The sequence below is a fragment of the Sorangium sp. So ce1504 genome (genome assembly GCF_051521635.1).
Taxonomy (GTDB): domain Bacteria; phylum Myxococcota_A; class Polyangia; order Polyangiales; family Polyangiaceae; genus Sorangium; species Sorangium cellulosum_B.
In genome coordinates, this window is record NZ_CP150365.1 from 3,756,040 (window position 1) to 3,781,352 (window position 25,313).

At 70.4% G+C, this 25,313-nt stretch carries 16 protein-coding genes; 11 read left to right on the forward strand and 5 right to left on the reverse strand.

Annotation, left to right across the window (positions count from 1 at the left end; translation table 11 throughout):
• The first annotated feature begins 26 nt into the window (after positions 1-26).
• The gene (locus WMF39_RS14325) at positions 27-569 is read left to right on the forward strand and encodes an SPW repeat domain-containing protein (protein WP_437746058.1); all 543 of its coding nucleotides are present in this window, start codon (positions 27-29) and stop codon (positions 567-569) included.
• Positions 570-827: 258 nt separating this feature from the next.
• Complete coding sequence (locus tag WMF39_RS14330; protein WP_437746059.1) at positions 828-5,774, forward strand: AAA family ATPase; 4,947 nt, start codon at positions 828-830, stop codon at positions 5,772-5,774.
• Between the two features lie 59 nt (positions 5,775-5,833).
• Here WMF39_RS14330 and WMF39_RS14335 read toward each other — a convergent pair whose 3' ends face one another.
• Positions 5,834-8,545, reverse strand: a complete 2,712-nt coding sequence (locus tag WMF39_RS14335; RefSeq protein WP_437746060.1) for a YncE family protein — start codon at positions 8,543-8,545, stop codon at positions 5,834-5,836.
• Positions 8,546-9,076: 531 nt separating this feature from the next.
• Here WMF39_RS14335 and WMF39_RS14340 point away from each other — a divergent pair.
• The 4 genes from WMF39_RS14340 to WMF39_RS14355 all read left to right on the forward strand — a co-directional run bounded on the left by WMF39_RS14340 (position 9,077) and on the right by WMF39_RS14355 (position 15,001).
• Positions 9,077-11,152, forward strand: coding sequence for a hypothetical protein (locus WMF39_RS14340; RefSeq protein ID WP_437746061.1), 2,076 nt, complete (start codon positions 9,077-9,079; stop codon positions 11,150-11,152).
• Positions 11,149-11,733 (forward strand): hypothetical protein, encoded by a 585-nt coding sequence (locus WMF39_RS14345; RefSeq protein WP_437746062.1) that lies wholly within the window; start codon positions 11,149-11,151, stop codon positions 11,731-11,733. The genes WMF39_RS14340 and WMF39_RS14345 overlap by 4 nt, the downstream gene beginning before the upstream one ends.
• Before the next feature lie 414 nt (positions 11,734-12,147).
• Positions 12,148-12,525 (forward strand): hypothetical protein, encoded by a 378-nt coding sequence (locus WMF39_RS14350; protein ID WP_437746063.1) that lies wholly within the window; start codon positions 12,148-12,150, stop codon positions 12,523-12,525.
• 16 nt (positions 12,526-12,541) lie between these two features.
• A complete protein-coding gene (locus tag WMF39_RS14355) occupies positions 12,542-15,001 on the forward strand; it encodes a SpoIIE family protein phosphatase (RefSeq protein ID WP_437746064.1) in 2,460 nt (819 codons plus the stop codon).
• A gap of 135 nt (positions 15,002-15,136) precedes the next feature.
• Here the strand turns inward: WMF39_RS14355 and WMF39_RS14360 are convergent, their stop codons facing one another.
• The gene (locus tag WMF39_RS14360; RefSeq protein WP_437746065.1) at positions 15,137-16,132 is read right to left on the reverse strand and encodes a hypothetical protein; all 996 of its coding nucleotides are present in this window, start codon (positions 16,130-16,132) and stop codon (positions 15,137-15,139) included.
• Between the two features lie 400 nt (positions 16,133-16,532).
• Here WMF39_RS14360 and WMF39_RS14365 point away from each other — a divergent pair, with 400 nt between their 5' ends.
• From WMF39_RS14365 to WMF39_RS14380, 4 genes are all read left to right on the forward strand, one after another.
• A complete protein-coding gene (locus WMF39_RS14365) occupies positions 16,533-18,125 on the forward strand; it encodes a YifB family Mg chelatase-like AAA ATPase (protein WP_437746066.1) in 1,593 nt (530 codons plus the stop codon).
• Positions 18,126-18,295: 170 nt separating this feature from the next.
• Positions 18,296-19,333 carry a recombinase RecA gene (gene recA / locus WMF39_RS14370; RefSeq protein ID WP_437746067.1) on the forward strand — a complete coding sequence of 346 codons (1,038 nt, stop codon included), beginning with the start codon at positions 18,296-18,298 and terminating at the stop codon, positions 19,331-19,333.
• Between the two features lie 185 nt (positions 19,334-19,518).
• Positions 19,519-19,998, forward strand: a complete 480-nt coding sequence (locus WMF39_RS14375; RefSeq protein WP_437746068.1) for a single-stranded DNA-binding protein — start codon at positions 19,519-19,521, stop codon at positions 19,996-19,998.
• 526 nt (positions 19,999-20,524) lie between these two features.
• Entirely contained in the window at positions 20,525-21,268 is a 744-nt protein-coding gene (locus tag WMF39_RS14380) for a hypothetical protein (RefSeq protein ID WP_437746069.1), read from the forward strand.
• Positions 21,269-21,363: 95 nt separating this feature from the next.
• Here the strand turns inward: WMF39_RS14380 and WMF39_RS14385 are convergent, their stop codons facing one another.
• Both WMF39_RS14385 and WMF39_RS14390 read right to left on the reverse strand, forming a co-directional pair.
• On the reverse strand, positions 21,364-22,161 hold the full coding sequence (locus tag WMF39_RS14385; RefSeq protein ID WP_437746070.1) for a hypothetical protein: 798 nt from the start codon (positions 22,159-22,161) through the stop codon (positions 21,364-21,366).
• A 63-nt stretch (positions 22,162-22,224) separates the two neighbouring features.
• Entirely contained in the window at positions 22,225-22,668 is a 444-nt protein-coding gene (locus WMF39_RS14390; protein ID WP_437746071.1) for a ferritin-like domain-containing protein, read from the reverse strand.
• Between the two features lie 298 nt (positions 22,669-22,966).
• Between WMF39_RS14390 and WMF39_RS14395 the strand changes: the two genes are divergently transcribed.
• Positions 22,967-23,233, forward strand: coding sequence for a hypothetical protein (locus tag WMF39_RS14395; protein WP_437746072.1), 267 nt, complete (start codon positions 22,967-22,969; stop codon positions 23,231-23,233).
• A 222-nt stretch (positions 23,234-23,455) separates the two neighbouring features.
• On the opposite strand, the gene WMF39_RS14400 is transcribed toward WMF39_RS14395, so the two are convergent.
• A complete protein-coding gene (locus tag WMF39_RS14400) occupies positions 23,456-25,225 on the reverse strand; it encodes a metallophosphoesterase (RefSeq protein WP_437746073.1) in 1,770 nt (589 codons plus the stop codon).
• Positions 25,226-25,313: the final 88 nt, after the last annotated feature.

Below are 25,313 nucleotides of genomic sequence, written 5' to 3' on the forward strand. Positions count from 1 at the left end.
GCCTCTTCGCAGAGCGGGAGGACCTCATGGCACAATCCAACGTTTCGCTGGGCGTATACGAGCTGCCGACGACCTACCTGCCGCCGGACGACGTACCGACTGCGGAGCTCGCCTCGCTCGCCCCAGGCGTGCGGGAGGCGCAGCGGACGACGACGATCCCCTCGAGGCCGCTCCTCGGCGCCGCGCCCCTCGCGCGGATCATCCCCGAGGACGTGCACTCCGCCCTCGATTACTCGAACGGGCTCATCGTCGCGCTGGCCGGGCTCTCCGCGCGGACGAAGGCCGCGAGGATCGCCGGTGTCGCGCTCGGCGCGTCGGTCATTTTTGTCTCCCTGCTCACCGACTACCGGATGAGCCTGGCAAAGCGGATACCGATCGAGGCGCACGAGGTCATCGATCATGCCTTCGGCGTGTCGGCGATCGCGGCGCCGTTCGCGCTCGGCTACGCGAAGCGCGACCCGCTCGCCGCGGTGATCCACGTCGCCGCGGGGGCGGTCACGATCCTGGGGTCGCTTCTCACCGACTATCGCGCGGTGAGGGGCGCCGGGCGCCGGCCGCGGCGGGCGTAGCCGCGCGCGCAGCCGGCCAGCGCCGGCACCTTCCCATGTGCCGAGTCGCCCCACCAACGCTCCGCAAGGCTCCACGCGAGCCGCTAATTTCCACCCATGGGGCTCGCGATGTCCGTGGCAAGGCGCACATCACACACCTGAAGCGCTGATCCTGAGAGGTCATCCAGGCACTTGCCACAGACGTTCTCCCCATGCAACCATCGAAAACCTATGCGCCAGACCAGGATTGGTGATCTGCCCTTCACACTGGTTGAGCTGATGTACGAAACGGGCGATACCGTCCTCTACCGCGCGCAGCGGGATGCCGACGGCGCCCCCGCGACGATCAAGGTGCTGAGGGGTGAGCACCCCGGCCAGCGGCACGTCGCGCAGCTCCGGCACGAGCTCGAGATCTCACGTCACCTCCAGCTCGAGAGCGTCATTCGCGCCGACCGCCTGGAGAAGGTGCCGGGCGGGGCCGCGCTCGTGATGGAGTACTTCGCGGGACTGTCGCTCGACAAGCTCGCCCGCTCGACCCCGCTCGACCTCGAGGCGAAGCTGCGTATCGCGTCGTCGCTGGCCGGGACGCTGGCGGAGGTCCACGGAAAGCAGGTCATCCACAAGGACGTCAAGCCGCAGAACATCCTCGTCCACAGGGAGACAGGCCAGGTCAAGCTGACCGACCTCGGGAGCTCGACGCGGCTCTCCGAGGAGGCGCTGGCGGCGGAGAGCCCGGATCTCCTGGAGGGGACGCTGGCCTACATGTCTCCTGAGCAGACAGGCAGGATGAACCGCGTCATCGACTACCGGACCGATCTCTACTCCCTGGGAGTGACGCTCTACGAGCTCTTCGCGGGGGTGCTCCCGTTCCAGGCGACCGATCCCGTGGATCTCATGCACAGCCACATCGCGCGGGTCGCGACGCCGCTCTGCGAGCGGTCGCGGGAGATCCCGAGAGCGGTGTCGGACATTGTGCAGAAGCTGATGTCCAAGGTCGCCGAGGAGCGGTACCAGAGCGGCACCGGCCTCAAGGCGGATCTCGATGCGTGCCTGTCGGCGCTCGAGGCGACCGGGCGGATAGAGCCGTTCGAGCTGGGGTCTCGCGACGTATCGAGCGAGCTCAGGCTGCCGCAGAAGCTCTATGGCCGCGATCCGCAGATGGCCGAGCTGCTCGCCGCCTTCGAGCGGGCGCGCGGGGGCAGGGGCGAGCTCCTGCTCATCGCGGGGGGGCCGGGCATCGGGAAATCGGCGCTCGTGAACGAGATCCAGAAGGAGGTCGCGCAACGGCGCGGGCACTTCGTCGAGGGGAAGTTCGATCAGCTGAGCCGGAACATGCCGCTCGCGCCCCTGGCGGGCGCGCTTCGCCAGCGCGTCCGCCAGCTCCTGACCGAGCCGGCCGAGTCGCTCCGGCACTGGAAGGACAAGCTGCTCCAGGCCGCGGGGAAGAACGCGCGGATCCTGGTGGAGCTCATCCCGGAGCTCGAGCTCGTGCTGGGGCCGCAGCCGCCGGTTCCGGAGCTCGGGCCGAGCGAGTCGCAAAACCGCTTCAACCTCGTGTTCCAGGACTTCCTGCGCGCCGTCGCCACGGCCGAGCGCCCGGTGGTGCTCTTCCTCGACGATCTCCAGTGGGCCGACCCGGCGTCGCTGAAGCTGCTGCAGCCCGTCGTGACCGATCCGGCGGGGGCCTACCTGCTCATCATCGGCGCGTACCGGGACCAGGAGGCGATCGCGGGGCAGCCGCTCACGATCTGGCTCGGGGAGCTGCGGGCGGCGGGCGTCGCGCGGCGCGAGCTGCTGCTCCCGCCGCTCGCGCTCGCGGACGTGCGCCAGCTGCTCGCGGACGCGCTCGGCGCGCGCGCGGAGCAGGCAGAGGCGCTCGCCGAGGTGCTCTACGCCATGAGCAAGGGCAACCCCTTCTTCTTGAGCCAGCTGCTCAAGGAGCTGTACGCGGCGGGGCTCGTGTCGTTCGACCCGGGGGCCGGGCGGTGGGCGTGGGACCTCGAGTCCATCCGCCAGCGCTGGGGCGCGGTGAGCGTGCACGATCTGCTCGTGGACAAGATGCAGCGGCTCTCGCCCGAGACGCAGCGCGTGCTCCAGCTCGCGGCGTGCATCGGTCACCAGTTCGACCTGAAGACGCTGTCGACCGTTCGAGAGCGGCCGCCCGCGGAGGTCGCCGCGGATCTCTGGGAGGCGCTGCGCGAGGGGCTCGTGCTGCCGCTGGACTCCGACTACCGGCTGCTCCACGCGTCCGACGGCGCGCTCGCGGAGCAGCCCCTGTCGGTGAGGTACCGGTTCCTCCACGATCGCGGGCAGCAGGCGGCCTACAGCCTGATCGAGGACGCGCAGAAGCAGGAGGTCCACCTGCGGATCGGCCGGCTCATGCGGGCGCAGCTCAGCGGGGAGCCGCGCGACGAGGACCTGTTCAAGGTCGTGAGCCACGCGAACGTCGGCGCGGCGCTGATCGAGGAGCGGGCGGAGCAGCTGGATCTCGCGCGGCTCAACCTGACCGTCGGGCGGCGGGCCAAGGCTTCCATGGCGCACGCGGCGGCGGCCGAGCACTTCAAGACGGCGCTGTCGCTGCTCGGGCCGCGGGCGTGGGAGGAGGAGTACGAGCTCTGCTTCGCGCTGCACCGGGAGCGGGCGGAGTGCGACTGGCTGAGCGGCAACGAGGCGCAGGCCGAGGCCCTGATCCGCGAGCTCCTCGAGCACGCGCGATCGCGCCGGGAGCGCGCGGAGGTCCATAACCTCCGGATCCTCGTGCACACGATGCGCGGGGAGTTCGCGGAGGTGCTCCGGGTCGGCCGGGAGGGCGTGGCGCTCTTCGGGATCGAGCTGCCGGAGCCGACGGAGGCCATCTACGCGGCGTTCGGGGCCGCGCTCGCGGAGATGCCCGGCCACCTCGCGGAGCGCCGCATCGAGGAGCTCGTGCACGCGCCGTGGGTCGGCGGCGAGGAGCAGCTGGCCGTCCTGCGGCTCCTGGCGGCGATGATCCCGGGGGCGTACACGCTGAACCCGGCGCTGCTCGCGCTCATCGCCGCGACGCAGGTGAACCTCTCGCTCCGGTACGGCAACTCGCCCGCGGCGGCGTGCGCCTATGGCCTCTACTGCTTGCTGCTCGCGGGGGGGATGGGGCGGTACGAGGAGGCGCGGCAGTTCCAGCGCGTCTCGCTCGCGCTCTGCGAGAGGTCCGAGGGGGTGGAGCTGCAGTGCAAGGCGTACCTGGTGTGCGGCGCCCCGTCCCACCTCTTCGAGCCGGTCCGTGCCTCGGTGACGTGCCTCACGAAGGCCTACCAGGCCGGGCTGAGCTCGGGCGACTTCAGCTTCGGGGCGTACGCCTGCCTGAACATCGTGACGATCCTGCTGTCCTCGGGCCACGAGCTCGGCGCGCTCCGGGAGGAGCTGGCCGTGTTCATGCGGTTCCTGCAGCGGACGAAGGATCCGCTCGCCACGCCGGTGCTCGTCGTCGCGCGGCAGATGATCGCGTGCCTGGAGGGCAAGACGAGCGGGCGGAGCAGCCTGACCGACGCGTCGTTCGACGAGGGCGCGTTCCTCTCGGGGCTCGTGCCCGCGCAGGAGCTGCCGCGGTGCTGGTACTTCGTGAACATGCTCGTGCTCGCGGTGCTCTACGGCGATCACGCGGGCGCGCTGCTGATGGCGGCGCGGGCGGAGAAGCACAGCGCGAGCGCGATGGGCCTGTTCCTGGCGAACGACATCCCCTTCTACGTGAGCCTCTCGCTGCTCGCGCTGTGCGCGACGGCGACGGAGGAGGAGCGGGAGCGGCACCTCGCCTCGGCGGCGGAGCACCGGGCGAAGATCGCGGGCTGGGCGCAGCACGCCCCGGAGAACTACGCGCACAAGGAGAAGCTCATCGGGGCGGAGGTGGCGCGCGTCCTCGGGAAGGACGCGGAGGCGGCGGAGCTCTACGATCAGGCCATCGAGGGGGCGCGGCAGGCCGGGTTCACGCACCAGGAGGCGCTCGCGAACGAGCTGTGCGCGCGGTTCTACCTGCAGCGGGGGCGCGAGAGGATCGCGCGGTGGTACATGGCCGACGCGTACAGGGCGTACCTGCGGTGGGGCGCGACGGGCAAGGCGGAGCACCTCGCGAAGCAGCACGAGCCGCTGCTCGACGCGGCGTCCTTCGGCGACGCGCAGCAGCCCAGGGTCGTCGGCACGACGGTGACGCGCAGGGGGAGCACCGAGTCGTTCGACGTCGCGACCGTGGTCAAGGCCATGCAGGCGGTCGCGAGCGAGACGGTGCTCGACCGGCTCCTCGACCGGCTGATGCGGAGCCTGGTCGCGAACGCGGGGGCGCAGCGCGGCGCGCTGATCCTGGAGCGCGACGGGAAGCTCACGATCGTGGCGACCATGCGCGTCGACCCCGACGCGGTGCAGACGGGGCTGGCGATCCCGGCGCTCGAGAGCAAGGATCTCGCGACGAGCGTCGTCCAGCTGGTCGCGAGGACGCGGGAGCCCGTGGTGCTGAACGACGCCCGGCAGGACGGCCGCTTCGCGGCCGATCCGTACGTCGTGGAGCGGAGGCCGCGCTCGATCCTGTGCCTGGCGATGGCGCACCAGGGGCGCTCGGCGGGGCTCCTGTACCTGGAGAACAACGTGGCCCCGAGGGCGTTCACGCCGGGGCGGGTCGAGGTCTGCGGGCTCCTGGCCTCGCAGGCGGCGATCGCGCTGGAGAACGCGCTGCTCATCGCGAGCATCCGCGCGGGCACCGAGGCGCTGCAGCGCTCGAACGAGCAGCTGCAGCGCGAGCTCGAGCTGCGCGAGGCGTCCGAGGCGGAGCGGGAGCTCCTGCAGCAGGAGATGCTGCGCCGGCAGACGCCGCTCATCCCCATCACGGACGACGTGCTGGTGATGCCGATCGTCGGCGCGATGGACGGCGAGTGCGCCCAGCGGGTGCTGGAGACCGCGCTGGAAGGGTTCCAGTCGAGGCAAGCCAAGGTGGTGATCCTGGACATCACCGGCGTGGCGCGCGTCGACGCCGCGGTGGCGGAGGCGCTGATCAAGACGGCCAAGGCGCTCCAGCTGCTCGGGGCCAAGACGGTGCTCTCCGGGGTCCGGCCGGAGGTGGCCCGCGCGCTGGTGGAGCAGAACGTCTTCCTCGGATCGGTCGTGACGATGGGGACCCTTCAGAGCAGCATCGCGTATGCGCTGGGGCCGCGCGGCCTGCCGGGGTCGGTCGCCCGGCGGGCAGGGGCGACGCGGCTCGCCTGACGCGCGCGGCGCCGCTGCGCGCGGCCGCGAGGCGCGCGCGCAGCGGCGGGGAGGCCGCGTCAGGGCGTGCTGCTCGGATCGGCGGGGTCGCTGCCGGAGTCGCGCTCGTCCCCGTCGAGGTAACCGTCGCTGTCGCGATCGATGCCGGCGCGGGCGCCGGAGCCGGGCGGCATGCACGTGTACGTCAGATCGTGGTGGGTCTGGGTGGCCAGCAGCCGGAGCACGGCGTCGCTCATGGGCGGCACGACTTGCCGGTCGGTGAGGAACAAGCCGCCGCCGACGTAGAGGAACCCGATCTCGTGCAGGAACCCCTGGGTCTTCGCCACGAGGTCGCACTCCCCGGCCTCCGCGCGGTCCATGAGGAGATCGATGCGCGGCGCGGCGATCGCGCCGTTCGCGTGGCTGAGCGTCACTTGCTGGCCCACGATCGGGGCCTGGTTGGTCTCGATCGCGAGCACGTAGGACTCGAGCTGCCGGCGAACCACGTCGCCTGCCGGGGTGAAGGGGATGCCCGTGGGGTTGTTCGTGAACTGGTCGGAGAACCCGAACGCGGAGAAGAAGCGGAACATCGTATCGACCGTGCCGTTGTTCAGGATGCCGATGCCGCGGATCTGGTCGCCCATGTGATCGTTGTCCCGCGCGAGGAAGACGAACGGGATGTCCGGCAGGCCGAAGGCGCCGACCTTGGTGTAGACGTTGCGGAGCTGGGGGATCTTGAAGAGCTGCGTCTGGAAGTCGAAGACGGAGGCGCCGCTCGTCCCGAAGAGGCCGGGGAAGTCGTCGCCCGGGTTGGCGTCGGGGTCGACCACGTGACACCCGCCGCAGCTCGAGATCGAGTTGACCACGGGGCCATTGAAGAAGTCCTTTCCTGCCTGCTGATCGGGCGTGAGCGAGTTGTCGAGCGCCCTGATCGGGTTGGGCGGATAGGTGACCTGGAGCATGAAGTCGGTGAACGCCTCCATGTCCTCGGCCGGTATGAAGTCGCTGCGTCCGAGCAGGCCCGGGTACGCCGCCTGGAACTGCCTGAACGCCTCCCGCTCGTCGAACGCCCCCGCGTCCGGCTGGGCGGACGGCTCGTCGTTGCCCCCGGTGCGGTCGCCGCGCCAGTGCATCGGGCCGTGGTTGGCGAGGCCGCGAAGGCTCTGCGTCACCATCGGCCCCTTCATGGGGTGGAAGATGGGGTCGGTGATGGGCGTCTGGGTGATGACGTTGAAGAGGCCGAACGGGAAGGGGCCCGGGTCCGGCACGACGGGGGCGTCCGGGTTGCCGAGGTTCCAGGCCAGGTCATCGAGATCTCCGAAGACGTGGCAGCTCGCGCAGGCCGAGTCCCCGTGGCTCGACGAGAACGACGCGTCGTAGAGGAACCGGCGGCCGTTCACGATGCTGGGCGGCTCGGGGTTGAACATCGCGACGTGCCCCACCTCCGTCTTCGATGAGGTGTTGATGATCGAGATGGAGTTGTCGAAGCGCGTCAGCACGTAGAGGCGATTCTTGCTCTCATCGAGGACCATGCCCGTCGGCCCGCCGCCGCTCACCGGGATCTGGTTCGCGGTGTCTGGCACGAAGGTGTCGTTCTCGAGCGCGGCGGTGCTGAAGACGCCGATCTTGCTCGAGCCGAGCGCGGCCACGTACAGCGTCGCGCCGTTGCTCGTCACGACCATCTCCTGCGGGAAGGCGAGGCTCTTCGCGTTCTCCGCGTTGGGGATCGGCGCGCAGCAGGTGCTGTAGTCGATGTGTTTGTTGAGGTGCCTCGGCGCGACGCTCCCCGGGCTGAGGACGGTGATCCGGCTCTCGTGGAGGTGGCCGCGCACGGTCTCTCCGGCGAAGATGCCGGGCCCCTCGAAGCTCTTCTCGTTGAACGCCTCGGTGTTCGCGACGTAGACCTTCCCGTTCACCGGGTTGACGGTCATGTTGAAGAGGACCGTCCCGACGCCGGAGAAGACGCCCTGCGAGCCGCTGATCCACGCGGGGGGGGTCGCCGTGGCGTCGATGACGAAGACGTCCTTGTCGGGCAGCGAGAACCTCATCTGGTCGTCCCAGGTGCGGCCCAGCTCGTCATACCAGTGTCCGCCATCGTATTTCACGATGAGGGCGACCTCGGGCGCCGGCACGCCTTCGAAGTTGGTGCTCGGGCCGGGCACGCCGTCAGGCCCGAAGCCGTCGGGGACCAGCGTCTCGTTGACCGTGGCGGTGCGGTTGCCGGAGTGGAACGCCGCCGCGTACACGCGCGTGCCGTCCGGCGTCACGGCCAGGGCGCGCGGGGTGTCGCTGAAGAGGGTGATGACGTTGATCGGAGCGCCGCCGAGGGACGTGCCGAGCTGGTTCGCGTCGAAGACCCAGACGTCGGCGCGGCCGACGCCAGGCGTCGTGAGCTGTGGGTCGATGGGGTTGTTCTGGCCGCGGTGGGCCGTCGTGATGAAGGCGCGCCCTCGCCCCGTACCGCCGAACACGATGTCGCGCGGCTCGTCGCCCACGAGGAGCGTGCGCACGACGCGTCCGGTGTAGCCGCCGAGACCCACGTTGACGACGCTCACGCTGTCCGACAGGTGGTTGACGACCCAGACCTCGTTGTTGCTGCGCGCGGCCACGGCCACCGGCTCCAGGCCGACCGAGATCGACGCGCGGCGCTCCAGGCCGCCTCCGCTCAGGATGCGGAACACCTCGAGGCGGTTGTCGGGCGTGTTGACGGCGAAGAGCAGCTTCCCGTCCGGTGAGATGGCCAGCGGGCGGACCTGCCCGCTCTCGAAGGCGGTGAACGACGGCGCGCCCATGGCCGGCGCGCTTGAGAGCGATACTGCAGTCAGGGATGCGACGAGAACGCCTAACGTCGCCCACCGTGAGCCGGGCAATCGATTCATGGGTGCCTCCATGCTGTCGAGTGGCCCCAAGCCACGCGACGACGATCCAGGACTGTAAGGCAGCGCGAAATAATTGTTCAAGTGTGCATTGAGGCGTGATGCGATTTTTGCCAAGTGCGCGCCAAGTACGCGCCAAGTACGCGATTCCTCATCTGCCATAAGGACCGCTGATGTGGGCGTGGTTGACGCGCACGCACGTGCACGCACGCGCACGCGCCTTTGCCTTTGACGCGCACGGCGCGTCATCGCGGCTGGTCGCGTGTGTGGCGCGGGAGGCGCTCTGGCGCCCTCTCTCGCCAGCTCGTCAGTCGCGCGCTTCGCGCGCAGCGCGTGAGTCGCAGGTGTCCCGACGCCTCCGCGCAGGGGTGGCCGGGGCGGGGAGGATCGGGACCGACGGTGCCGAGGAATACGAATGCCAGGCGCCGTCGTTGGCTCGGGCGACCGATGAAGCACCGACCATCAACCCTCCTCCTGGCCGCGCTCCTCGCCGCGGCTTGCTCGCGCCCTTCCAGAGAGACGCCGGCCGTCGAGCGAAGCGCCGAAGTCGCCGGGACGGCGGCGCCGGCTCCGCCAGCCTCTCCGCCGCCGCCGCAGAAGCTCCAGGCCGTCACGCGGGTCGGCAGCGCGCTCGCGCGCGCGCCGCAGGACGACGCGCTCTATCTGGCCGACGAGGACCACGCCGTCCTCCGGCGCATCCCGCTTCCCGTCGACGTGAGCACGCCGCCTGTCGAGATCGCCATGCCGGGGCGGCCGGCGCAGGTGCTCGCGCTCGCGGACCGCGTGCTCGTCACGATCCGCGATCCCGGGCTCCTCCTTGTCTTGCGGCCCGATCCGGCGGCGGGGCTCGTGGAAGCGGCCCGCGTGCCCCTGCCGGCCGACGCCTGGGGGCTCGCGATCACGCCGGATGAGCGCACGGCGCTCGTCACCAGCGCATGGGCGGGCAAGGTCTCCGCGGTGGACCTCGCGACCGCGACCGCGACATGGGCCATCGATGTCCCGCGCGAGCCCCGCGGCGTCGTGATCCGCGAGGACGGCGCGGCCGCGTACGTCACGCACCTCACGTCCGCCTCGCTCACCCGGATCGCGCTGGGTGGCGCTCCCGAGGCCCGGCCGGTCGTCCTTCCTCCGTCGCCTTTCCGGGCTCCTCATGCCAAGTCGCTCTCCGCGTCGCTCGGCTACGCGGCAGCGCTCTCGCCGGATGGCCGCCGCCTCTTCGTCGCGCGCCACGCGCTCGGCGCGCTCGGTGAACAGGCGTGGTTCGGCGCCTCCACGGTGGACGTCCTCATGACGAGCGACGAGGCGCCCCTCGCGCCCCGGCGCCGCCAGGGCGCGCCGCTCTGGCGGGCGAGCGCGCTCGACGATGCCGCGTTCGACGACGCGGAGCTGGAGCTCCCCAACACCTCGCTCGCCCCGTTCGTCCAGCCGCGCGCGCTCGTGTACCGGAAGAGCACCCGCACCCTGCTCGTCGCCAGCGAGGGCACCGACACCTTGGTGGAGCTCGACGCGCTCGCGGTCGATCCGGCGCTCCGGCCGCTCCGCACCTACGATCTCGGCCGCCATGCGGGCCCCGACATCTACGTGGCGACCCTGTGCGGCGCGCCCAGCGGCGTCGCGCTGTCCGCGGACGAGTCCATGGCGTGGGTGTTTTGCCGTTCCACGGACGCCCTCGCGATCGTCCGCCTCGACGAGCACCGCGACGACGCTCCGTTCGAGCCGAGCCCCGTGCCGTACATCGCGCTGGCCGACGCGCCGGTCCCGCAGCAGGCCGCCCTCGGCCGGAAGCTCTTCTACAACGCGGTCGACTGGGGCACGAGCGGCGGCCTCGGGTGCGCTGGCTGCCACCCGGACGGGCGCGACGACGGCCATGTGTGGCACGAGGCCCACGTGATGGACATCGGCGGCGAGAGCGTCAATTTCCTCGGGGCCGCCGAGAATCAGCCGGTCGACGTGGAGCCGCGCGGCGGCGTGCCCCGGCAGACTCCCATGCTCGCGGGCCGCGTGTCGGCCGAGGGGCCTTATGGCTGGAACGCCCAGAGCGAGAACCTGGCGGAGCGCCTCCGCGAGGGGTTCGGCCTTCACCGGTGGGGGCCCGGTGGTCTGGGCAACGGCGAGCTCGCCCTGAGGGCGCGCCACCTGGCCGCGTTCCTGCGCGCGGGCCTCGTGCCGCCGCCCAGGGAGGCGCGGAAGCTCACGCCGCAGGAGGAGCACGGCCGCGCCCTCTTCATGAGCGACACGGCGCAGTGCGCTCGCTGCCACGTGCCCGAGACGGAGCACACCGACCGCATGGGCTACCCGATGCCCGGGTTCGCGGCGCGGCCCGGGTTCGCGGAGGAGAAGGCGGGCCAGGTGTTCAAGACGCCCTCGCTGCGCTTCGTCGGCGGGACGGCGCCCTATTACCACGATGGATCCGCGAAGACGCTCGAAGAGCTCATCGACACCAACCAGGACCGGATGGGTCGCACCAGCCACATGTCGAGGAATGACAAGGCGGCGCTCGCCGCCTTCTTGAGGACGTTATGAAGAAGAGAGCGGTGATCGGGATGGTCCTGCTCGGCGCGCTCGCGCCGGCGGAGGCGGCGGAGTCGGTGCTCGCCCCGGCGGGAGGCGCGGCGGCCGGGCCGCAGGCGGGAGCCACGGGAGGCCCGGCGGACGCGGGAGGAGGCGCGGAGGCGCCGCAGAAGCGCGCGCTCGAGGCGACGACGCCGCCGCCCGAGCGGACGGCGCGGCCGGCAGCGGCCGAGTGGGACGCCGCGGAGCAGGTGTCGCTCGCGCGCGTCGCGAGGGGCGGCGCGTGCAAGGCGCGCCGGCAGCGCGAGTGGCTGCGGATCGATTGCAGCGTTCCGTCGGTGGTCGCCGTGAGGTCGCTCGGCGCCGGGGCCGGAGGCGAGTCTGTCTCGGTCGGCGAGCACAAGGCCGACGAGGACGGCCCCTTTCCGTCGAGCGTCTCGGTGATCTTCCCCGTCCGGATCGGCGACAGGAGGGTCATCGAGATCGTCTCGATCGAGGAAGGATACCGCTTCCAGACCGGGCTCTCGACGAGCGTCATGATCTCCGAGCAATGGCTCGAAGGCGACGCCGGGCCGCTCGTCAGCGCGCTCTGAAGCGACGCCGGCGCGACTGTCGACGCGCTGCACTGCGCTTGCCCTGCGAGGCGCCACGCGCCCGGACGACATCCACACGAATTCGGAGGCATCCCGCGCTCCGAGCCGGGAAGCCGCGATCGAGCGGGCGCGCTCTCATCGAGAAGCTTGTTCGCGAAATGTTGCGGTGCTCACCGCGCGACGCCGCATCGTGTGCGCCTTCCACCTGCTACCCGCACTCACGCGTGGCGCGTGGCGCGTGGCGCGTGGCGCGTGCCGAGATCGACCCGCGCGGCTTGCGGGAAGGGATTGGATCCGGCGCGACTACGTCGTAGTGTGGGGAGCTCGCATCGACCATCGCACCGGCCGTCGGCTGCAGCATCCAGAGGAACGATCCGGCGGTCGTCGCGCGCGCGGTCGAGAGATGGAGAAGAGATGAGCTGCTTGAGCGTGGATCCTGTCGTCACCGACAGCTTCGGGATCGAGCAAGCCTTGAGGGACGACACCCTCAGCGTCAAGCTCACCGGCACGGGGGACATGGCGGCATCTCCGCCGCTCAGCAGGTACGTCAAGGCGCTGGAGGGCGAGGTGATGCGCCTCTCGGTGAGCACCGTCGAGTTCGACGTGCGTGACCTGCGCTTCATGAGCTCGAGCTGCCTCAAGGCGTTCGTCGGCTTCATCTGCGGCCTGATGGGCCATGGCCTCAAATGCAGGATACGGTTCGTCACGGACGCGAAGCGGACATGGCAGCGACGGAGCCTGAAACCCCTGGATCGCATATGCCCGGAGCTGGTCTCGATCGCGGATGCATGATCGAGAGCCCGAGGCCATGACGAGGAAGCGTCGGACGCTCGCGTTTCTGATCGACAATGTCGTTGGCGACTACCAGTCCGAGCTGCGCGCCGGGATCGAGCGCGGCGCCGCGGCGCACGACGTCAACCTGCTGACGGCGTTCAGCGACCCGGCCATGGCTCGCCGGCCGGAGGTGGCCGACCGGGGCACCTTCTATCACCTCATCGGCCCTGAGACCGCCGACGGCGTCATCGTCGCCTCGTCGACGCTCTCCCCTTACGGCGGCATGGAGGTCATGCGATCGTTCTGCCGGTCCTTCGCGCCGCTGCCGGTGTGCAGCATCGGGACCGCGATCGACGGTGTGCCGAGCCTGATGGTCGACAACGCCCTCGGGAGCGAGATATCGGTCGGGCACATGGCGGACGAGCACGGGTGCCGGCGCATCGCGTACATCGGCGGCCCGAGCAGCAGCGAGGAGGCCGCGCTGCGCGCCGGCGGGTACCGGAGGGCGCTTGCGGCGCGGGCGCTCCCTTGCGACGAGCGCCTCCTCGTGTTCGGTGGGTTCACGATCCCGACGGGGCGCGCGGCGATGCGCGAGCTCCTGGCTCGCGGGGTGGCGTTCGACGCCGTGGTGGCGGCCAACGACAGGATGGCGCTCGGGGCGATCGAGGTGCTCAAGGCCGAGGGACGCCGCATCCCGGAGGACGTCCTCGTTTGCGGGTTCGATGACGTCGGCATCGCGCGCTTCACGAAGCCGTCGTTGACGACGGTCCGCCAGCCGATCGAGCGGCTCGGGGGGATGGCCGTGAGCACGGTCCTCCGCATGATCGACGGCGAGGCCGTCGAGCCGCTGCAGCTCGCGCGTGTGGAGCTCACGCAGCGCGAGTCCTGCGGCTGCGGGTACCGCGCGGGCGACACGTTCCTGCAGCCGGTCCCCTCGGTGCGCGGCTTTCCGCGCGCCATCGCGGATCAGCGGGCGTCGCTGGAGCGCGCGCTCGCCAGCAGCGTGGCGATCCCGAGGGGCGCCCTCGACGGCTGGGCGGGCGACCTGCTCGCCGCGATGGAGGCGGAGCTCGCGGGCGACGAGGGGCGCTTCCTGCGCGCGCTCCAGGCGCTCCTCGACGGGGCGAGGCGCGAGGGCGTGCTCCTCGAGGAGTTCCAGGCGGTGATATCGCTCTTGCGCTCGCGGGTACAGGGGTCGCCCGTGGGCGGCGACGCGGCGCTGGAGCAGCTCTGGCACGCTGCGCGCATCCTGATCGGGAGCGAGTGCGTGCACGTCGAGGGGGAGCAGCGGCTGAACGTCGAGCTCGCCGCGATCGATGTCACCTACGGCGCGCGGGGCTTCTCCGCGTGCTTGAGCCTGCCCGTGCTCAAGGGGTTGCTGGCGTCGGAGCTGCCGAGGATGCGGTTCTCGGACGTCGCCGTGTCGCTGTACGACGACGCTCAGCACGCCACCATGAAGCCGCTGTTCGTGATGGAGGACGGCCGCGAGGTGGAGGTGCCGGCCGTGAGCTTCCCGGCGCACCTCCTCGCGCCCCCGGGCTTCCTGGACGCCGACGAGCGCATCAGCAGGATCGTGCTCCCGGTTGCGTTCGGCGACGAGGAGAGGTTCGGCGTCGCGGTGCTCGACCACCGCGCCAGCGGCATGATGTACGAGGTGCTGCGCCTCCAGCTCGGCTCTGCGGTCAAGGCCGCGGCGCTGCACCGGCAGGTCGTCCGGGAGGTGGAGCTGCGCGAGCGGCTGGAGCAGGAGCGGGTCCGTCAGGAGAGCCAGGTCGCGGCGCGCATCCAGACCACGCTGGTGCCGAAGCAGCTCTCGATCGAGGGGCTCGACCTCTGCGCGGTCATGAAGCCGGCGGCCGAGGTCGGCGGTGATTACTACGATGTGATTCCGGCGAACGGGGGCGGGTGGCTGGGGATCGGCGACGTCGCGGGGCACGGGCTCGCGGCGGGTCTCATCATGCTGATGATCCAGAGCATGGTATCGGCGCTCACGTGCAACGACCCGGCGGCGAGCCCGGCGAAGGTCATCACGGCGCTCAACAAGGCAATCTACAAGAACGTCCGCGATCGTCTGGAGCGCGACGAGCACGCGACGCTCCTCTTGCTCCGGTACGAGCGCAACGGGCGCGTGACGTTCGCGGGCGCCCACGACGACCTGGTCGTGTGCTCGGCGCGGACGCGGCGCTGCGGGTGCATTCCGAGCTCAGGTGTCTGGATCGGCGCGCTGCCCGAGATCGGCGCGCTGACGCGGGATGCCGAGCTCTACCTTGGGGATGGGGACGTGCTCGTGCTCTATAGCGATGGCGTGACCGAGGCGCGGAACGCCCATCACGAGCAGTTCGGGCTGGAGCGGCTCTGCGCCGTCATCGAGGCTGTCCAGACGGAGCCTGTCGGCGTGATTCGCGACCGGATCCTCGATGCGGTCGAGGGGTGGTGCCCGAGCCCGGACGACGACATCACGATCGTGGTGGCGAGGTATCGCGCGCCCGAGTAGCTGCGGCGGGGCGGCGCTCGCTCTGGCCGGGCTCGTTCTTCGTGGTGGACCCATCGCGCCGGTGGAGCTCCTCGCTGCGTGGAGCACCGCCGGTGCTTCTGCTGGCGAGAGGGCGAAGGAGAAGGCCGCGCGCAGTTACCGCGAGCGCCCTGGTTTTGGGGGCCTTGTCGCGTTCTGTGCCCGCGGTCCACGGTCCGGCGCGCGCGAGCGCGTCGTGGCAGGGGATCGGCGGGTCGTGCTGGCTGGCTTCGACGCGAACACCTCGCTCATCGACGCCGCCGTCGCCGCGCTGGCGATCCATCGGTCGAGCTCCGCAGGAGCCGTGCAGGCGCCAATGTGAGCCCGCTCATCTGCCGTCAGTGACAGGCCGCGCGCTTCGAGCACCGCGAGCAGGGCCTCCCGCTTGCCTTCGATCTTGCCTTCGATCTTGCCTTCGATCTTGCCCTCGGCCCGACCACGCTTCTCGAAGAAGAGCCGGAAACGTCGAGACGCCGGGGTTTCAGGGACTTTGCTTGGATCCATGGCCATCTCCCTGAGCGCGGCCAGCATGGCGTCGCTCAGCACCGCGAGGATCGCACGCGCCTGCGCATCCCGCAACGGCTCGTCGGTGAGGTGCTTTTCGGTCAGCTCCAGAGCGCGTATCACGATCCGGCGCGCGGCCGGCCCGCGGCGGTGGTGTACGGCCCACGCGGCGAAGAGCGCGAGTTCCGGGTGCATCGGATCGAGCAGCGCCTCGACGCGTCGACCTGTCAGGAGCAGCACCCGCGGCGTCAGCTCGAAGCGCGTGCCGAGCTCGCCCTGGAGGTGCGCGACCCGCTTCGCCCAGGAAGCCACGCGGCGGCTGGCCGTGATCACGAGGACCTCGCCCATCGCTTTCTCCTGATGGACAAGCACGCTGACCGCAAGCGGCCAGCTCCTCCGCTTGCGCTCATCGATCGAATTCTGGACCTCGACCATCAGCCAGCCCCGCTGTCGCGAGCGCAGGAGCAGATCCGGACGAACCTCGATGGCTCTGGTGAAGCGCACGGTCGCATCGACCACCTCGGTCGGCCCGCCGAGCGAGCAGCCGGTGAGGTGGTGGAAGAGATCGGCGAGCAGCGCTGGACGATCCCGCAGCGCGACGACGAGCACCTCGTGCGGAGTTCCCGGCATCCGGCTGTCTCTACCCGAAGGGAGCGAGGTTGGCGAGCCGCGATGTCGCGAATTCGATCCTCCGTCGGAGAGGGCCGTCGCTCGGACCGACGACGTGGAAGCGACCAATTCTTGCTGCTCATGATGAAATAGCCAGAGCGCGTCTAATGAGGCGCGGTGGGCGCCAGGGGCCACACGCACAGGGACTGCGGACAACTGCCTTGGCCTGTCGCCGTGGCGACGCTGGCTCGCCAGGCACCTGCCGGTGATCCTCTCGATTCCGGCGGCTCCCTCTGGCGGCCGCCACCCCGTCCGCCGCGTTCGCCACCCCTCCCGCCGCGAAATTCCCTGAGTTCGCCGCCCTCTCTGTCTGGCACGCCTTTCGCGAAAGGGCTCCGGCATGCAGGCCACGGCGCTCACGTTCTCTCTGCTCGGGCTCGACGCGCACCCCATCCGGGTGGAGGTCGACTCGGGCCGCGGTCCGTCGTTCTTCCAGATGGTGGGCCTCGCCGAGGCGAGCGTCCGCGAGAGCCGCGTGCGCGTCCGCGCCGCGCTCCAGCAACTGGGCATCGAGCTTGACGAATATGTGATCACTGTGAACCTCGCCCCGGCAGACCTCAAGAAGAGCGGTGGCGCGTACGACCTCGCCATCGCGATCGCCGCGCTCGCGGCGCTCGGCAAGGTGCCCGCCGAGGGGCTCGACCGGATTGGCCTGCTGGGCGAGCTGTCGTTGAGCGGCGCGGTGCGCCCCGTGCGCGGCGTCCTGCCGGCGCTGCGCGGCGCGGCGGCGCAGGGGGTCACGCGCGCGATCGTGCCCCAGGGAAACGCGCGCGAAGCGGCGAGCGTGGCTGGTATCGACGTCCTCATCGCGGAGCACCTCGGCCAGGTCGTCGCGCACCTCCGCGGCAACAAGCCCCTCCCGGGCGCGGGGACAATGGCCGCGATCGACGCGGAGCCGAGCGCTGCAGCGGCAGATCTCGCGGAGGTCCGCGGCCAGCACGGGGCGCGCCGCGCCCTCGAGATTGCCGCTTCCGGGGGACACAACCTGATCATGGTCGGCCCGCCAGGCAGCGGAAAGACCATGCTTGCTCGGCGCCTGCCAACGGTCTTGCCGCCGATGTCCTACGACGAGGCGCTCGATATCACCGCGATCCATTCTGTCGCCGGGCTGCTCTCCCCGGACAGGGGCCTCGTCGCGGTTCGCCCGTTCCGCGCCCCGCATCATACCGTGAGCGCCGCGGGCCTCGTCGGCGGCGGGGATCCCATCCGCCCCGGCGAGGTCTCCCTGGCCCACCACGGGTGCCTGTTCCTCGACGAGCTGCTCGAGTTCCGCCGCGGCGTCCTCGAGGCGCTCCGCGAGCCGCTCGAAGAGGGCACGGTCGCCCTTTGCCGCGCCCGCGCCCGCGTCGTGTTCCCGGCGCGTCCGATCCTGGTGGCCGCCATCAACCCCTGTCCGTGCGGCTTCCATGGCGACCGCGGCAATCGCTGCGCCTGCTCCCTCGATCGTGTCCGCGCCTACCGCGCGCGGCTGAGCGGGCCGATGCTCGATCGCATCGATCTTCACATCTCCTTGCCGCCCGTCGACGTCGCTCACCTGTGCGCGCCGCTCGCCGACGGCCGGTCGTCGCTCGACGCGCCCGAGAGCTCCGCGGCGGTGCGGGCGCGCGTGGTCGAGGCCCGGGCCGCGCAGCGCGCGCGCTTCGAGGCGGGGGAGGTGGCGGCGACGCACAACGCCGAGCTCGGCCCGCGCGATCTCGCGCGCGTCGCCATGCCGGACGCGACCGGCGCGCGCGTGCTCGCGTCGGCCGTGGAGCGGCTCGGCCTCTCGGCGCGGGCGTATACCAAGGTGCTGCGGGTCGCCCGCACGCTCGCCGACATGGACAGGAGCTCTGCCGTGCGGGCAGCGCACGTGGCCGAGGCGATCGGCGCGCGGCTGTTCGATCGCGAGGCCGCCAGCGGGCCGGCGCCCGCCACCACCGCCGCGGGCGCCTGAGCTCGCCGCAAGGCCAAGGACCACCGCGCCCGCAGAGATGCGGGCGCGATCGCGGCCGCCCCGACGGCCGCGCTGGATCGTCTGTCTGCGCGCTCGGGGGCGCGCACGTTCAACACGCAACAATTGAACCGCAACAAGCAACGAACGCACGTCGAAAAGGAGAGACCGAGATGATGACCGAGATCGCTGAGAAGCTCCGTACCGTGAAGACCGTCGTAGGCACCATCGAGAAGCAGTTCGGGAAGGGGGCGATCATGTCATTGAACGACGAGAGCGAGACCCGGGACATCGGCCTGATCCGGACCGGATCCCTGTCGCTCGACGCGGCGCTGGGGATCGGGGGATACCCGCGCGGGCGCATCGTGGAGATCTATGGCCCGGAGTCGTCGGGGAAGACCACGCTCACGTTGCACGCGATGCGGGAGGCGCAGCGCGCGGGCGGCGTCGCCGCGTTCATCGACGCCGAGCACGCGTTCGACGTCACGTACGCGCGCTCGCTCGGCGTCGACATCGACAGGCTGCTCGTCTCGCAGCCGGACAACGGCGAGCAGGCGCTCGAGATCGTCGAGATGCTCGCGCGCTCGAGCGCCGTTGACGTGATCGTCGTCGACTCGGTGGCTGCGCTCACGCCCAAGGCCGAGATCGAGGGGGACATGGGCGATTCGCACATGGGCCTCCAGGCGCGGCTGATGAGCCAGGCGCTGCGGAAGCTCACGGGCATATGCCACCGCACCGACACCACGCTCATCTTCATCAACCAGCTCCGGCAGAAGATCGGCGTCGTCTTCGGCAATCCCGAGGTGACGACCGGCGGCAATGCGCTCAAGTTCTACGCGAGCGTGCGGCTCGACGTGCGCCGGGTGGGGCCGGTGAAGGTGAGCGACGAGGCCATTGGAAGCAGGACGCGCGTCAAGGTGGTCAAGAACAAGATGGCTCCTCCATTCAGAGAAGCCGAGTTCGACATCCGGTGGGGAGCGGGCATCGACGGCGCGGCGGATCTCATCGACTTCGCCTGCCAGCTCGGGGTCGTGGAGAAGAGCGGCGCGCACCTGTCGTTCGCGGGTGAGCACATCGGGCAGGGGAGGGAGCGCGCCCGCGAGGCGCTGCTCGGCAAGCCGACGCTCGCCTCGTCGCTCCGCGCCGCCGTCGACGCGGCGGCGCCGGCGCGAGCTAACGGTAGCAACGGCAGCGCGGCGATGGATTCCTGATCTCGGGGCGGTCGGCGCGCCCGGCGGCTCGCCGCCGCCGGCGCGGCCGCTCTCGCTGCGCGACGACGCCGCGCCTCGCGAGAGGCGCAGGGCGGTGGGCGCCGGCGGATGGTGAGCGACGGCAGAGACGACACGGACAAGAGAACGACAGCAGACGACAACACAGAAGCGAACTGGAGCATGTCATGAACGAAGGACTGAACAAGGTGATCCTCATGGGCAATCTCGGCGCGGATCCGGAGCTGCGCTACACGGGCAACGGCACCCCGGTGCTTCACCTGCGCATGGCGACGAACGAGTCGTTCGTGGACAGGAACAAGGAGCCCAAGGAGCGCACCGAGTGGCACAGCATCGTGTTCTGGGGGCCGCGCGCCGAGGCGCTGGCCAAGGTGCTGACGAAGGGGGACGGCGTGCTCATCGAGGGCGGGCTGCGCACGTCGAGCTACGAGAAGGACGGGATCAAGCGCTACCGCACCGAGGTGATCGCGCGGGATCTCCGCTTCGCGGGGCGGCGGGCCGCGTTGACGGAGCCCGTGCCGGGTCCGGACGACGACGGCGAGCCGACGCAGCCCGGGGCGGGCGTGCCGACCACGGCGCGGCTCGGGAAGAACGGCGCGCGGGGGCGGCCCCCGGAGGTGCCTGCGCTGGATGAGATGCCGTACTGAGGCGGTCCGTCCGGACGAGCGCGGGGGCGGCGAGGCGGCTTGTCTCGAGCCGCCTCGCGGCGTCCCCAGCATGCCTCGCCTCACCCGGTCGGCGACATTCCCCTCCTGCGGTCGCCGTCGCGGCCCCATCGAGCCCCCCGGCGCTCAGCGCTTGGCGTGTTGCTGGATTCCACTCAGGCCAGTTTCCAGGGCGATGTGTTACGAGGTAGCCCTTCGCGGACGCTGGCGCGCAGCGTCAGCCGCGAGATGACTGATTCGATGACTACAGGTCACCATCACGCGGTGGACAGTATCCGGCAGTGCCGTCTGAAGAACTCTCGTGTCCTACATGAACACAGAAAAGTGATTGAATCGATGGATAACGTGCTCGAAGTGTGTTGACGAATGCCGTGCTTTGGAAGTAAACAGTGGATGCTAGGCTCGACGCGACCAGGTGCGATTCTCTTGCTGTACACGATCGACCTCCTCAACCGAATCTGCTCGGCCTGCGGAACGGCAACGTGGTAACCGTCAACCGAGGTACTTCATGCTCAGCAATGCGGTTCGCTTTCTGATGGTGTCTGCTGCTGCGTCTTTCGTCGCGCTCGGCGCTGCCCCGGCCGATGCGTGCTCCCTGCTGTCCAGCGGAGCGCTCGATTTTATCGCTGCCGGTACGCCGTCCGGGGCCGGGGCCGTCTTCCTCACGGGCGTTCAGAAAGAAGAGTTCTGGTTCGACCCGGACCCGATCGTGGACGCGGTGAACGACTCGGCCAAGATGTCCTCCTACTGGGGTTCGACGAGCCCGACCTCGGAGAAGTACTATACCGAGTTCACCAAGCCCCTGGCCATCGTCTCGCTGATTTCGAACATCTCCAACGTCGCTGCGGGTGACGTGCTCGTCATCAACAAGACGGTGGCGGTGCCAGGCGGCCCACAGACCGCATACGGCGGGCACACCGTGATCATCACGGGCCCGGCGCAGCAGCTCACGACGGCCCTCAACCCGAAGTACACGAACACGATCCAGTGGGCGCTGCCGATCGCCGACTCCACCAGTTCGGTCCACGGATGCGACGCCATCTGGCGTGACAGCCGGTGGACGAACACGTGCAGCGACTTCGTCGCAGGGCCGGGGACGGGCTACATGCGCATCTATACCGATTCCTCGGGAGTCCCCGTGGGTCACACCTGGAGCGTCACCTCGGGCGGCACCTATTTCCCGATCACGAGCACGACCGTCGCGCAGCGGCCCTTCGTCATCGGCAGGCTGAACTCTTGCCCGCTGCCCTGACCCCCTGAACCGGCGCGCCCGCGGCGCAGCGGCGTGTTCGCCGGGCGATCCTGAGGGCGCGCGCTCTCAGGATCGCCCTCTCCCCCCTCCGGCGTTTACGGCGTTCCGCCCTTCTCGGCCCCCGCGGGCACGCGGCAGAGCTGGGCGATGCCCTTTCCGCTCAGCTTCTCGCGGGTCAGCTCGAACTGCGGCACGTACATGCAGAAGCGGCCGCCCTTCTCGGTCGCGATGCTCGTTCGACGCGAGATCATCTCCTCGAGCTCCGAGCGGCTGATGGCCTTGTCCGTCTTCAGCGTGTCCGAGACCTTGAGATCGACCGCGTTCGGGCAGCTGACGCTGGCGGCGACGGTGAGGTTGGGCTTCACCTTCTCCTGACCTTCGCGGTAGTCGGCACCTGGCCCGGCCTGACCGCCCCCTTGAGCCCTGCCGGCCTGGGCGCCTTCGTGGGGCTGGCTGCCGCCTTGAGCGCCGCCGGCATGGGCCTGGCTGCCCTCGGTCTGGCCCTGCACACCCGAGCCGCCGCTCCGTCCCAGGTTGCCGCTGCCGGTCTGGCCGCCCGACGGCTGCTGCGACTTGCCCGCCGCGACGGGATCGATCCGACCGTTGACGGAGGCCGTGTAGGTGCACCCTTCCTCGACCGGGAACGAGATCTGCTCCTTGAGATTCATCGCCTGTTTCTTCTGACTCTGCCCCTGTTGCTGCTGCGTGCGCTGTGCGCCGCTCGGGCTGGGCTTGTCGCCCTGATGCTGCGCGCCGCCCTGCGCCGCTCCCGGCGAGCCCGATTCGCGTTGCTGCGGCGAGCCCGTGCCGCCCGTCTGTGCTGCCGCGAGCGCCGGCACGACCGCGAGCGCTCCCATGGCGAGCGCGAGTTGGATGGACCGATTCGATTTCATATTACCCCCAACCGTAGAATCTGCTTCCGATCGTACTCACCACCGCCGCGGGCCGACCGCCCACTAGGCGGCTTGTTCCCAGACCTTCCTTGACAGCGCGTCCTTGATCCACGCGAGGTGCCGCTGCTCATCAGTGTAGTTGCGCTCGACGATCGCGCGCGCCTCGGCCGTGAGCGACTCGTCCAGCGCCGCCTGGTATTGCCGGTTCGTGAGCTCCTCGTTACCGCGCATGGCGAGGAGCGCGCTCTGGTCTCCCCTGCTCGTGATGGCCGTGAACGCTTCGATGAACTTGCCCTTGAGGTCGCGGGTCTGCGCCGCGATGCCGCCGAGCGACGTCACATGCGCGCTCAGATCCACGACGTGGCGCGCGTGATCGTCCCTGAAGCTCGCGAGCCTCTCCCTGGTATGAGCGTGCCCGCACGCCTCGATGGCCTGGTCATAAGCGGCGATCGCGTCGCGATCGAGCTGGATGAGGTCGTTGAGCACCTCGATGACGTCTCTCGCCATGATCGACACTCCTTCCGGGATCGCGTCCCGCACGGACCCCCGCGCCCACCACCTGGGGCATTTGCGTTGGGGCGCAAGCCATGCGCACGTCGTAGCCGGAAATTGGGGTCGCCGTGGCCGCGCTCGGCTCGGCCGCCGCTGGCGGCCGCGGCGGGCGGCCCGGCATCCCGATCGGTCCGGCAACCTCGACCTGGCACGGACCGTGAAGGTCAGTCGGGAGACGGGTGACGGGAAACCCTGACAGCTTCCGTGGACCGGCGCCGCCAGCGCCGGCGCCGCGGGGAGATGGAATGTGCCTATGAAACGCTCTCTTGGCCGCTCCTCGATGCGCGCCGCGCTCGCGCTGCTCCTCGCCGCCTCCGCGGCTTGCGCCGAGGGGCTCGCGAACGCGCCCGGCATCAACCGCGAATGGACCCCGGAGGACCGCGGTCAGGACGCCATCGCGAATGGCCCGGGCTCCTGCCCCAGGGAAGGCCCCGATCCGCTCTCGCCCCCCGGCGAGCTGCGCGAGATCTGTCCCAAGGCCGCTCCGCCGAGGCTGCCCAACGCCGCCGCGTCGCCCTGAGCGCAGCCGGCTCGCGCCAGAAACCTCGCTGCGCCCACTGATCTCACGTTCGCGCGCGCAGGAGCGCGCGGCGAGCTCGGCACGCAAGAGTCCTTCTACGGTCGACCGCTTCCACGATTCGACCGCCCGGATGTGGTTGTGCCTGCTAGAGCGAAGGCAGAATGTCCCGGCTGAGGCGAACTGCCTCATGGAGGGAACGATCGCCAGGGCTCCGGTCTGCCTCTACGGCTCGGGCGCGCCAGCTCCCGCCGCGGCGCCCGCTGCGGGGGGGCGACTCCGCCGCTCGCCCGCGGGGCACTCGCGGTGCCCGGCGCTTGCCGCGTCGACCTTGAGTTGGCCGGGCCGGCGTGGCTGCCGCGCGGTCGGGATGGTGATGGGCTCCTCGATGAGCTCCGGCGCCAGGGCGCCCTGGGCGGGGATGAAGCGCGGCTCGCCGGGCTTGCGATCGTCGGCCACCTTCCACGCGCGCGGCACCCTCCTCAGCCCGACGGGATAGAGGGTGAGGCCGTCGCGGTGGACGTGAATCCGCAAGAAGTTCTTGTAGTCCTGGATCCGGAGCGCCGAGAACGCTTCGTTGCCGTGCCGCCGCGCGACGTTGAGCGAGATCAGGAGATAGACGCCCATGATCGTCGACCCGACCACGGCGCCGGTGGCGCCGACGAAGAGCGTCACGCCGAGGAGGCTCCACATGGACGGGAGGTCCCGGACGTCGACGCCGAGCAACGCGCCGCCGAGGTGCGCGAGCCCCAGCGCCGCCCCGAGGTGCGCGAGCGCGTGGAGCGAGCCCGCGAACCGGCGATACCAGGTCTTGTAGGTGTCCGTGAAGACGATGAACACGAGCACGACGACGAGGACCCACCCCACGGCCCCCGGCCCGGGACGGGGCAGCGTCAGGGAGGAGAGCATGTAGACGAAGGCGGCGGCAGGCCAGAAGCCGAGGTTGTGCCGAGCGAACGAGAGGTTGCGCCAGGCGAGCCGGCGCGACTCCGACTCTGACGGAAACGAGGCACGCAACATATAAGGGCGCTGGTCGGCGCCCGCGCCGGAGCGGACCACGGTGACCGGCTCGCCGTGGGTCGGGTGGAGGAACGCGCCGCCGCCGCCGGCGATGACGTTTTGCCGGCCGTCCGCGGACTCGTGGCGGCGATAGTGGTGCAGATCTCCGGCGATGCGCGCGACGATCTCGACCCCGGGCCGCGCGTCGGCGAGCTGCTTCTCGAAGAAGGCGAGGTTGCTCTGGAGCTCTGGGTTGTAGATGGCGCCCTTCACCCAGTCGGGCTCGGCGGTGCAGAGGATCACGCGATCGCCGTCGCGCATGTCGTGCGTCGCCAGCTTGCAGAAATACTCGATCTGCGGCTGGTCGATGTCGGACTCGAGCTGGATGTCGACGCCGAGCAGCCAGAAGCCGTGGGGCAGCTTCAGCGCGAAGTAGCTCCGCGACTGGAACGTCTTCCAGGCGCCGAGCGTGCGTTTCTGGCCGAAGAGGCGCATGAAGCTCATCAGCCCGTCGTACCAGTCGTGGTTGCCAGGGATGGCGAACAGGTGCGGCGGATCCGTCACATCGGCCTTCGGGAGCGCGGCCGCGTAGGGCTCGACGAGCCGCGTCCAGTACGCCTGACGCGTGGCCGAGGGGTAGACCTGGTCGCCGCCCATGATGAGCACCTCTCCGCGCCTCGTCTCCCGGTCGCCCAGCGAGAGGACCGGCCGTGCGAGCAGGCTGGCGATCGCATAGGTGGGGTTGAAGCCATCGCCTGTGTCCGCCACGTAATCGATCCAGAGCTCGTCGCGCATGACGCCGTTTCGGACGGCATAGTCGAAGGGCGGCTGCGGCCCCGCGATCGCCTCGATGAGGCGGAAATCGCCGCGCGCGCCCATCAGGCGGGAGACGGTCATGTCGAGCGCGGAGCGGGCCAGCTGGAAGGGGCTGTACCAGCACGTCATGACGCTCTGCTGGAGCGCCGCGAGCCGCTCGCGATCCGGGCGATCGATCATCCGTCCCTCCGCTCAAGGGAGATTATCACCGCCGGAGCGCCGCGTCGCCTCGGCCGCGCGCTTCAGCGGGGCGCGACGACGTCGTGGG

Bases quoted from the DNA above. Each gene is read 5' to 3' on its own strand.
- WMF39_RS14325 (WP_437746058.1), top strand. From the start codon at position 27: ATGGCACAATCCAACGTTTCGCTGGGCGTATACGAGCTGCCGACGACC.
- WMF39_RS14330 (WP_437746059.1), top strand. From the start codon at position 828: ATGTACGAAACGGGCGATACCGTCCTCTACCGCGCGCAGCGGGATGCC.
- WMF39_RS14335 (WP_437746060.1), bottom strand. From the start codon at position 8,545: ATGGGCGCGCCGTCGTTCACCGCCTTCGAGAGCGGGCAGGTCCGCCCG.
- WMF39_RS14340 (WP_437746061.1), top strand. From the start codon at position 9,077: ATGAAGCACCGACCATCAACCCTCCTCCTGGCCGCGCTCCTCGCCGCG.
- WMF39_RS14345 (WP_437746062.1), top strand. From the start codon at position 11,149: ATGAAGAAGAGAGCGGTGATCGGGATGGTCCTGCTCGGCGCGCTCGCG.
- WMF39_RS14350 (WP_437746063.1), top strand. From the start codon at position 12,148: ATGAGCTGCTTGAGCGTGGATCCTGTCGTCACCGACAGCTTCGGGATC.
- WMF39_RS14355 (WP_437746064.1), top strand. From the start codon at position 12,542: ATGACGAGGAAGCGTCGGACGCTCGCGTTTCTGATCGACAATGTCGTT.
- WMF39_RS14365 (WP_437746066.1), top strand. From the start codon at position 16,533: ATGCAGGCCACGGCGCTCACGTTCTCTCTGCTCGGGCTCGACGCGCAC.
- recA (WP_437746067.1), top strand. From the start codon at position 18,296: ATGATGACCGAGATCGCTGAGAAGCTCCGTACCGTGAAGACCGTCGTA.
- WMF39_RS14375 (WP_437746068.1), top strand. From the start codon at position 19,519: ATGAACGAAGGACTGAACAAGGTGATCCTCATGGGCAATCTCGGCGCG.
- WMF39_RS14380 (WP_437746069.1), top strand. From the start codon at position 20,525: ATGCTCAGCAATGCGGTTCGCTTTCTGATGGTGTCTGCTGCTGCGTCT.
- WMF39_RS14385 (WP_437746070.1), bottom strand. From the start codon at position 22,161: ATGAAATCGAATCGGTCCATCCAACTCGCGCTCGCCATGGGAGCGCTC.
- WMF39_RS14390 (WP_437746071.1), bottom strand. From the start codon at position 22,668: ATGGCGAGAGACGTCATCGAGGTGCTCAACGACCTCATCCAGCTCGAT.
- WMF39_RS14395 (WP_437746072.1), top strand. From the start codon at position 22,967: ATGAAACGCTCTCTTGGCCGCTCCTCGATGCGCGCCGCGCTCGCGCTG.
- WMF39_RS14400 (WP_437746073.1), bottom strand. From the start codon at position 25,225: ATGATCGATCGCCCGGATCGCGAGCGGCTCGCGGCGCTCCAGCAGAGC.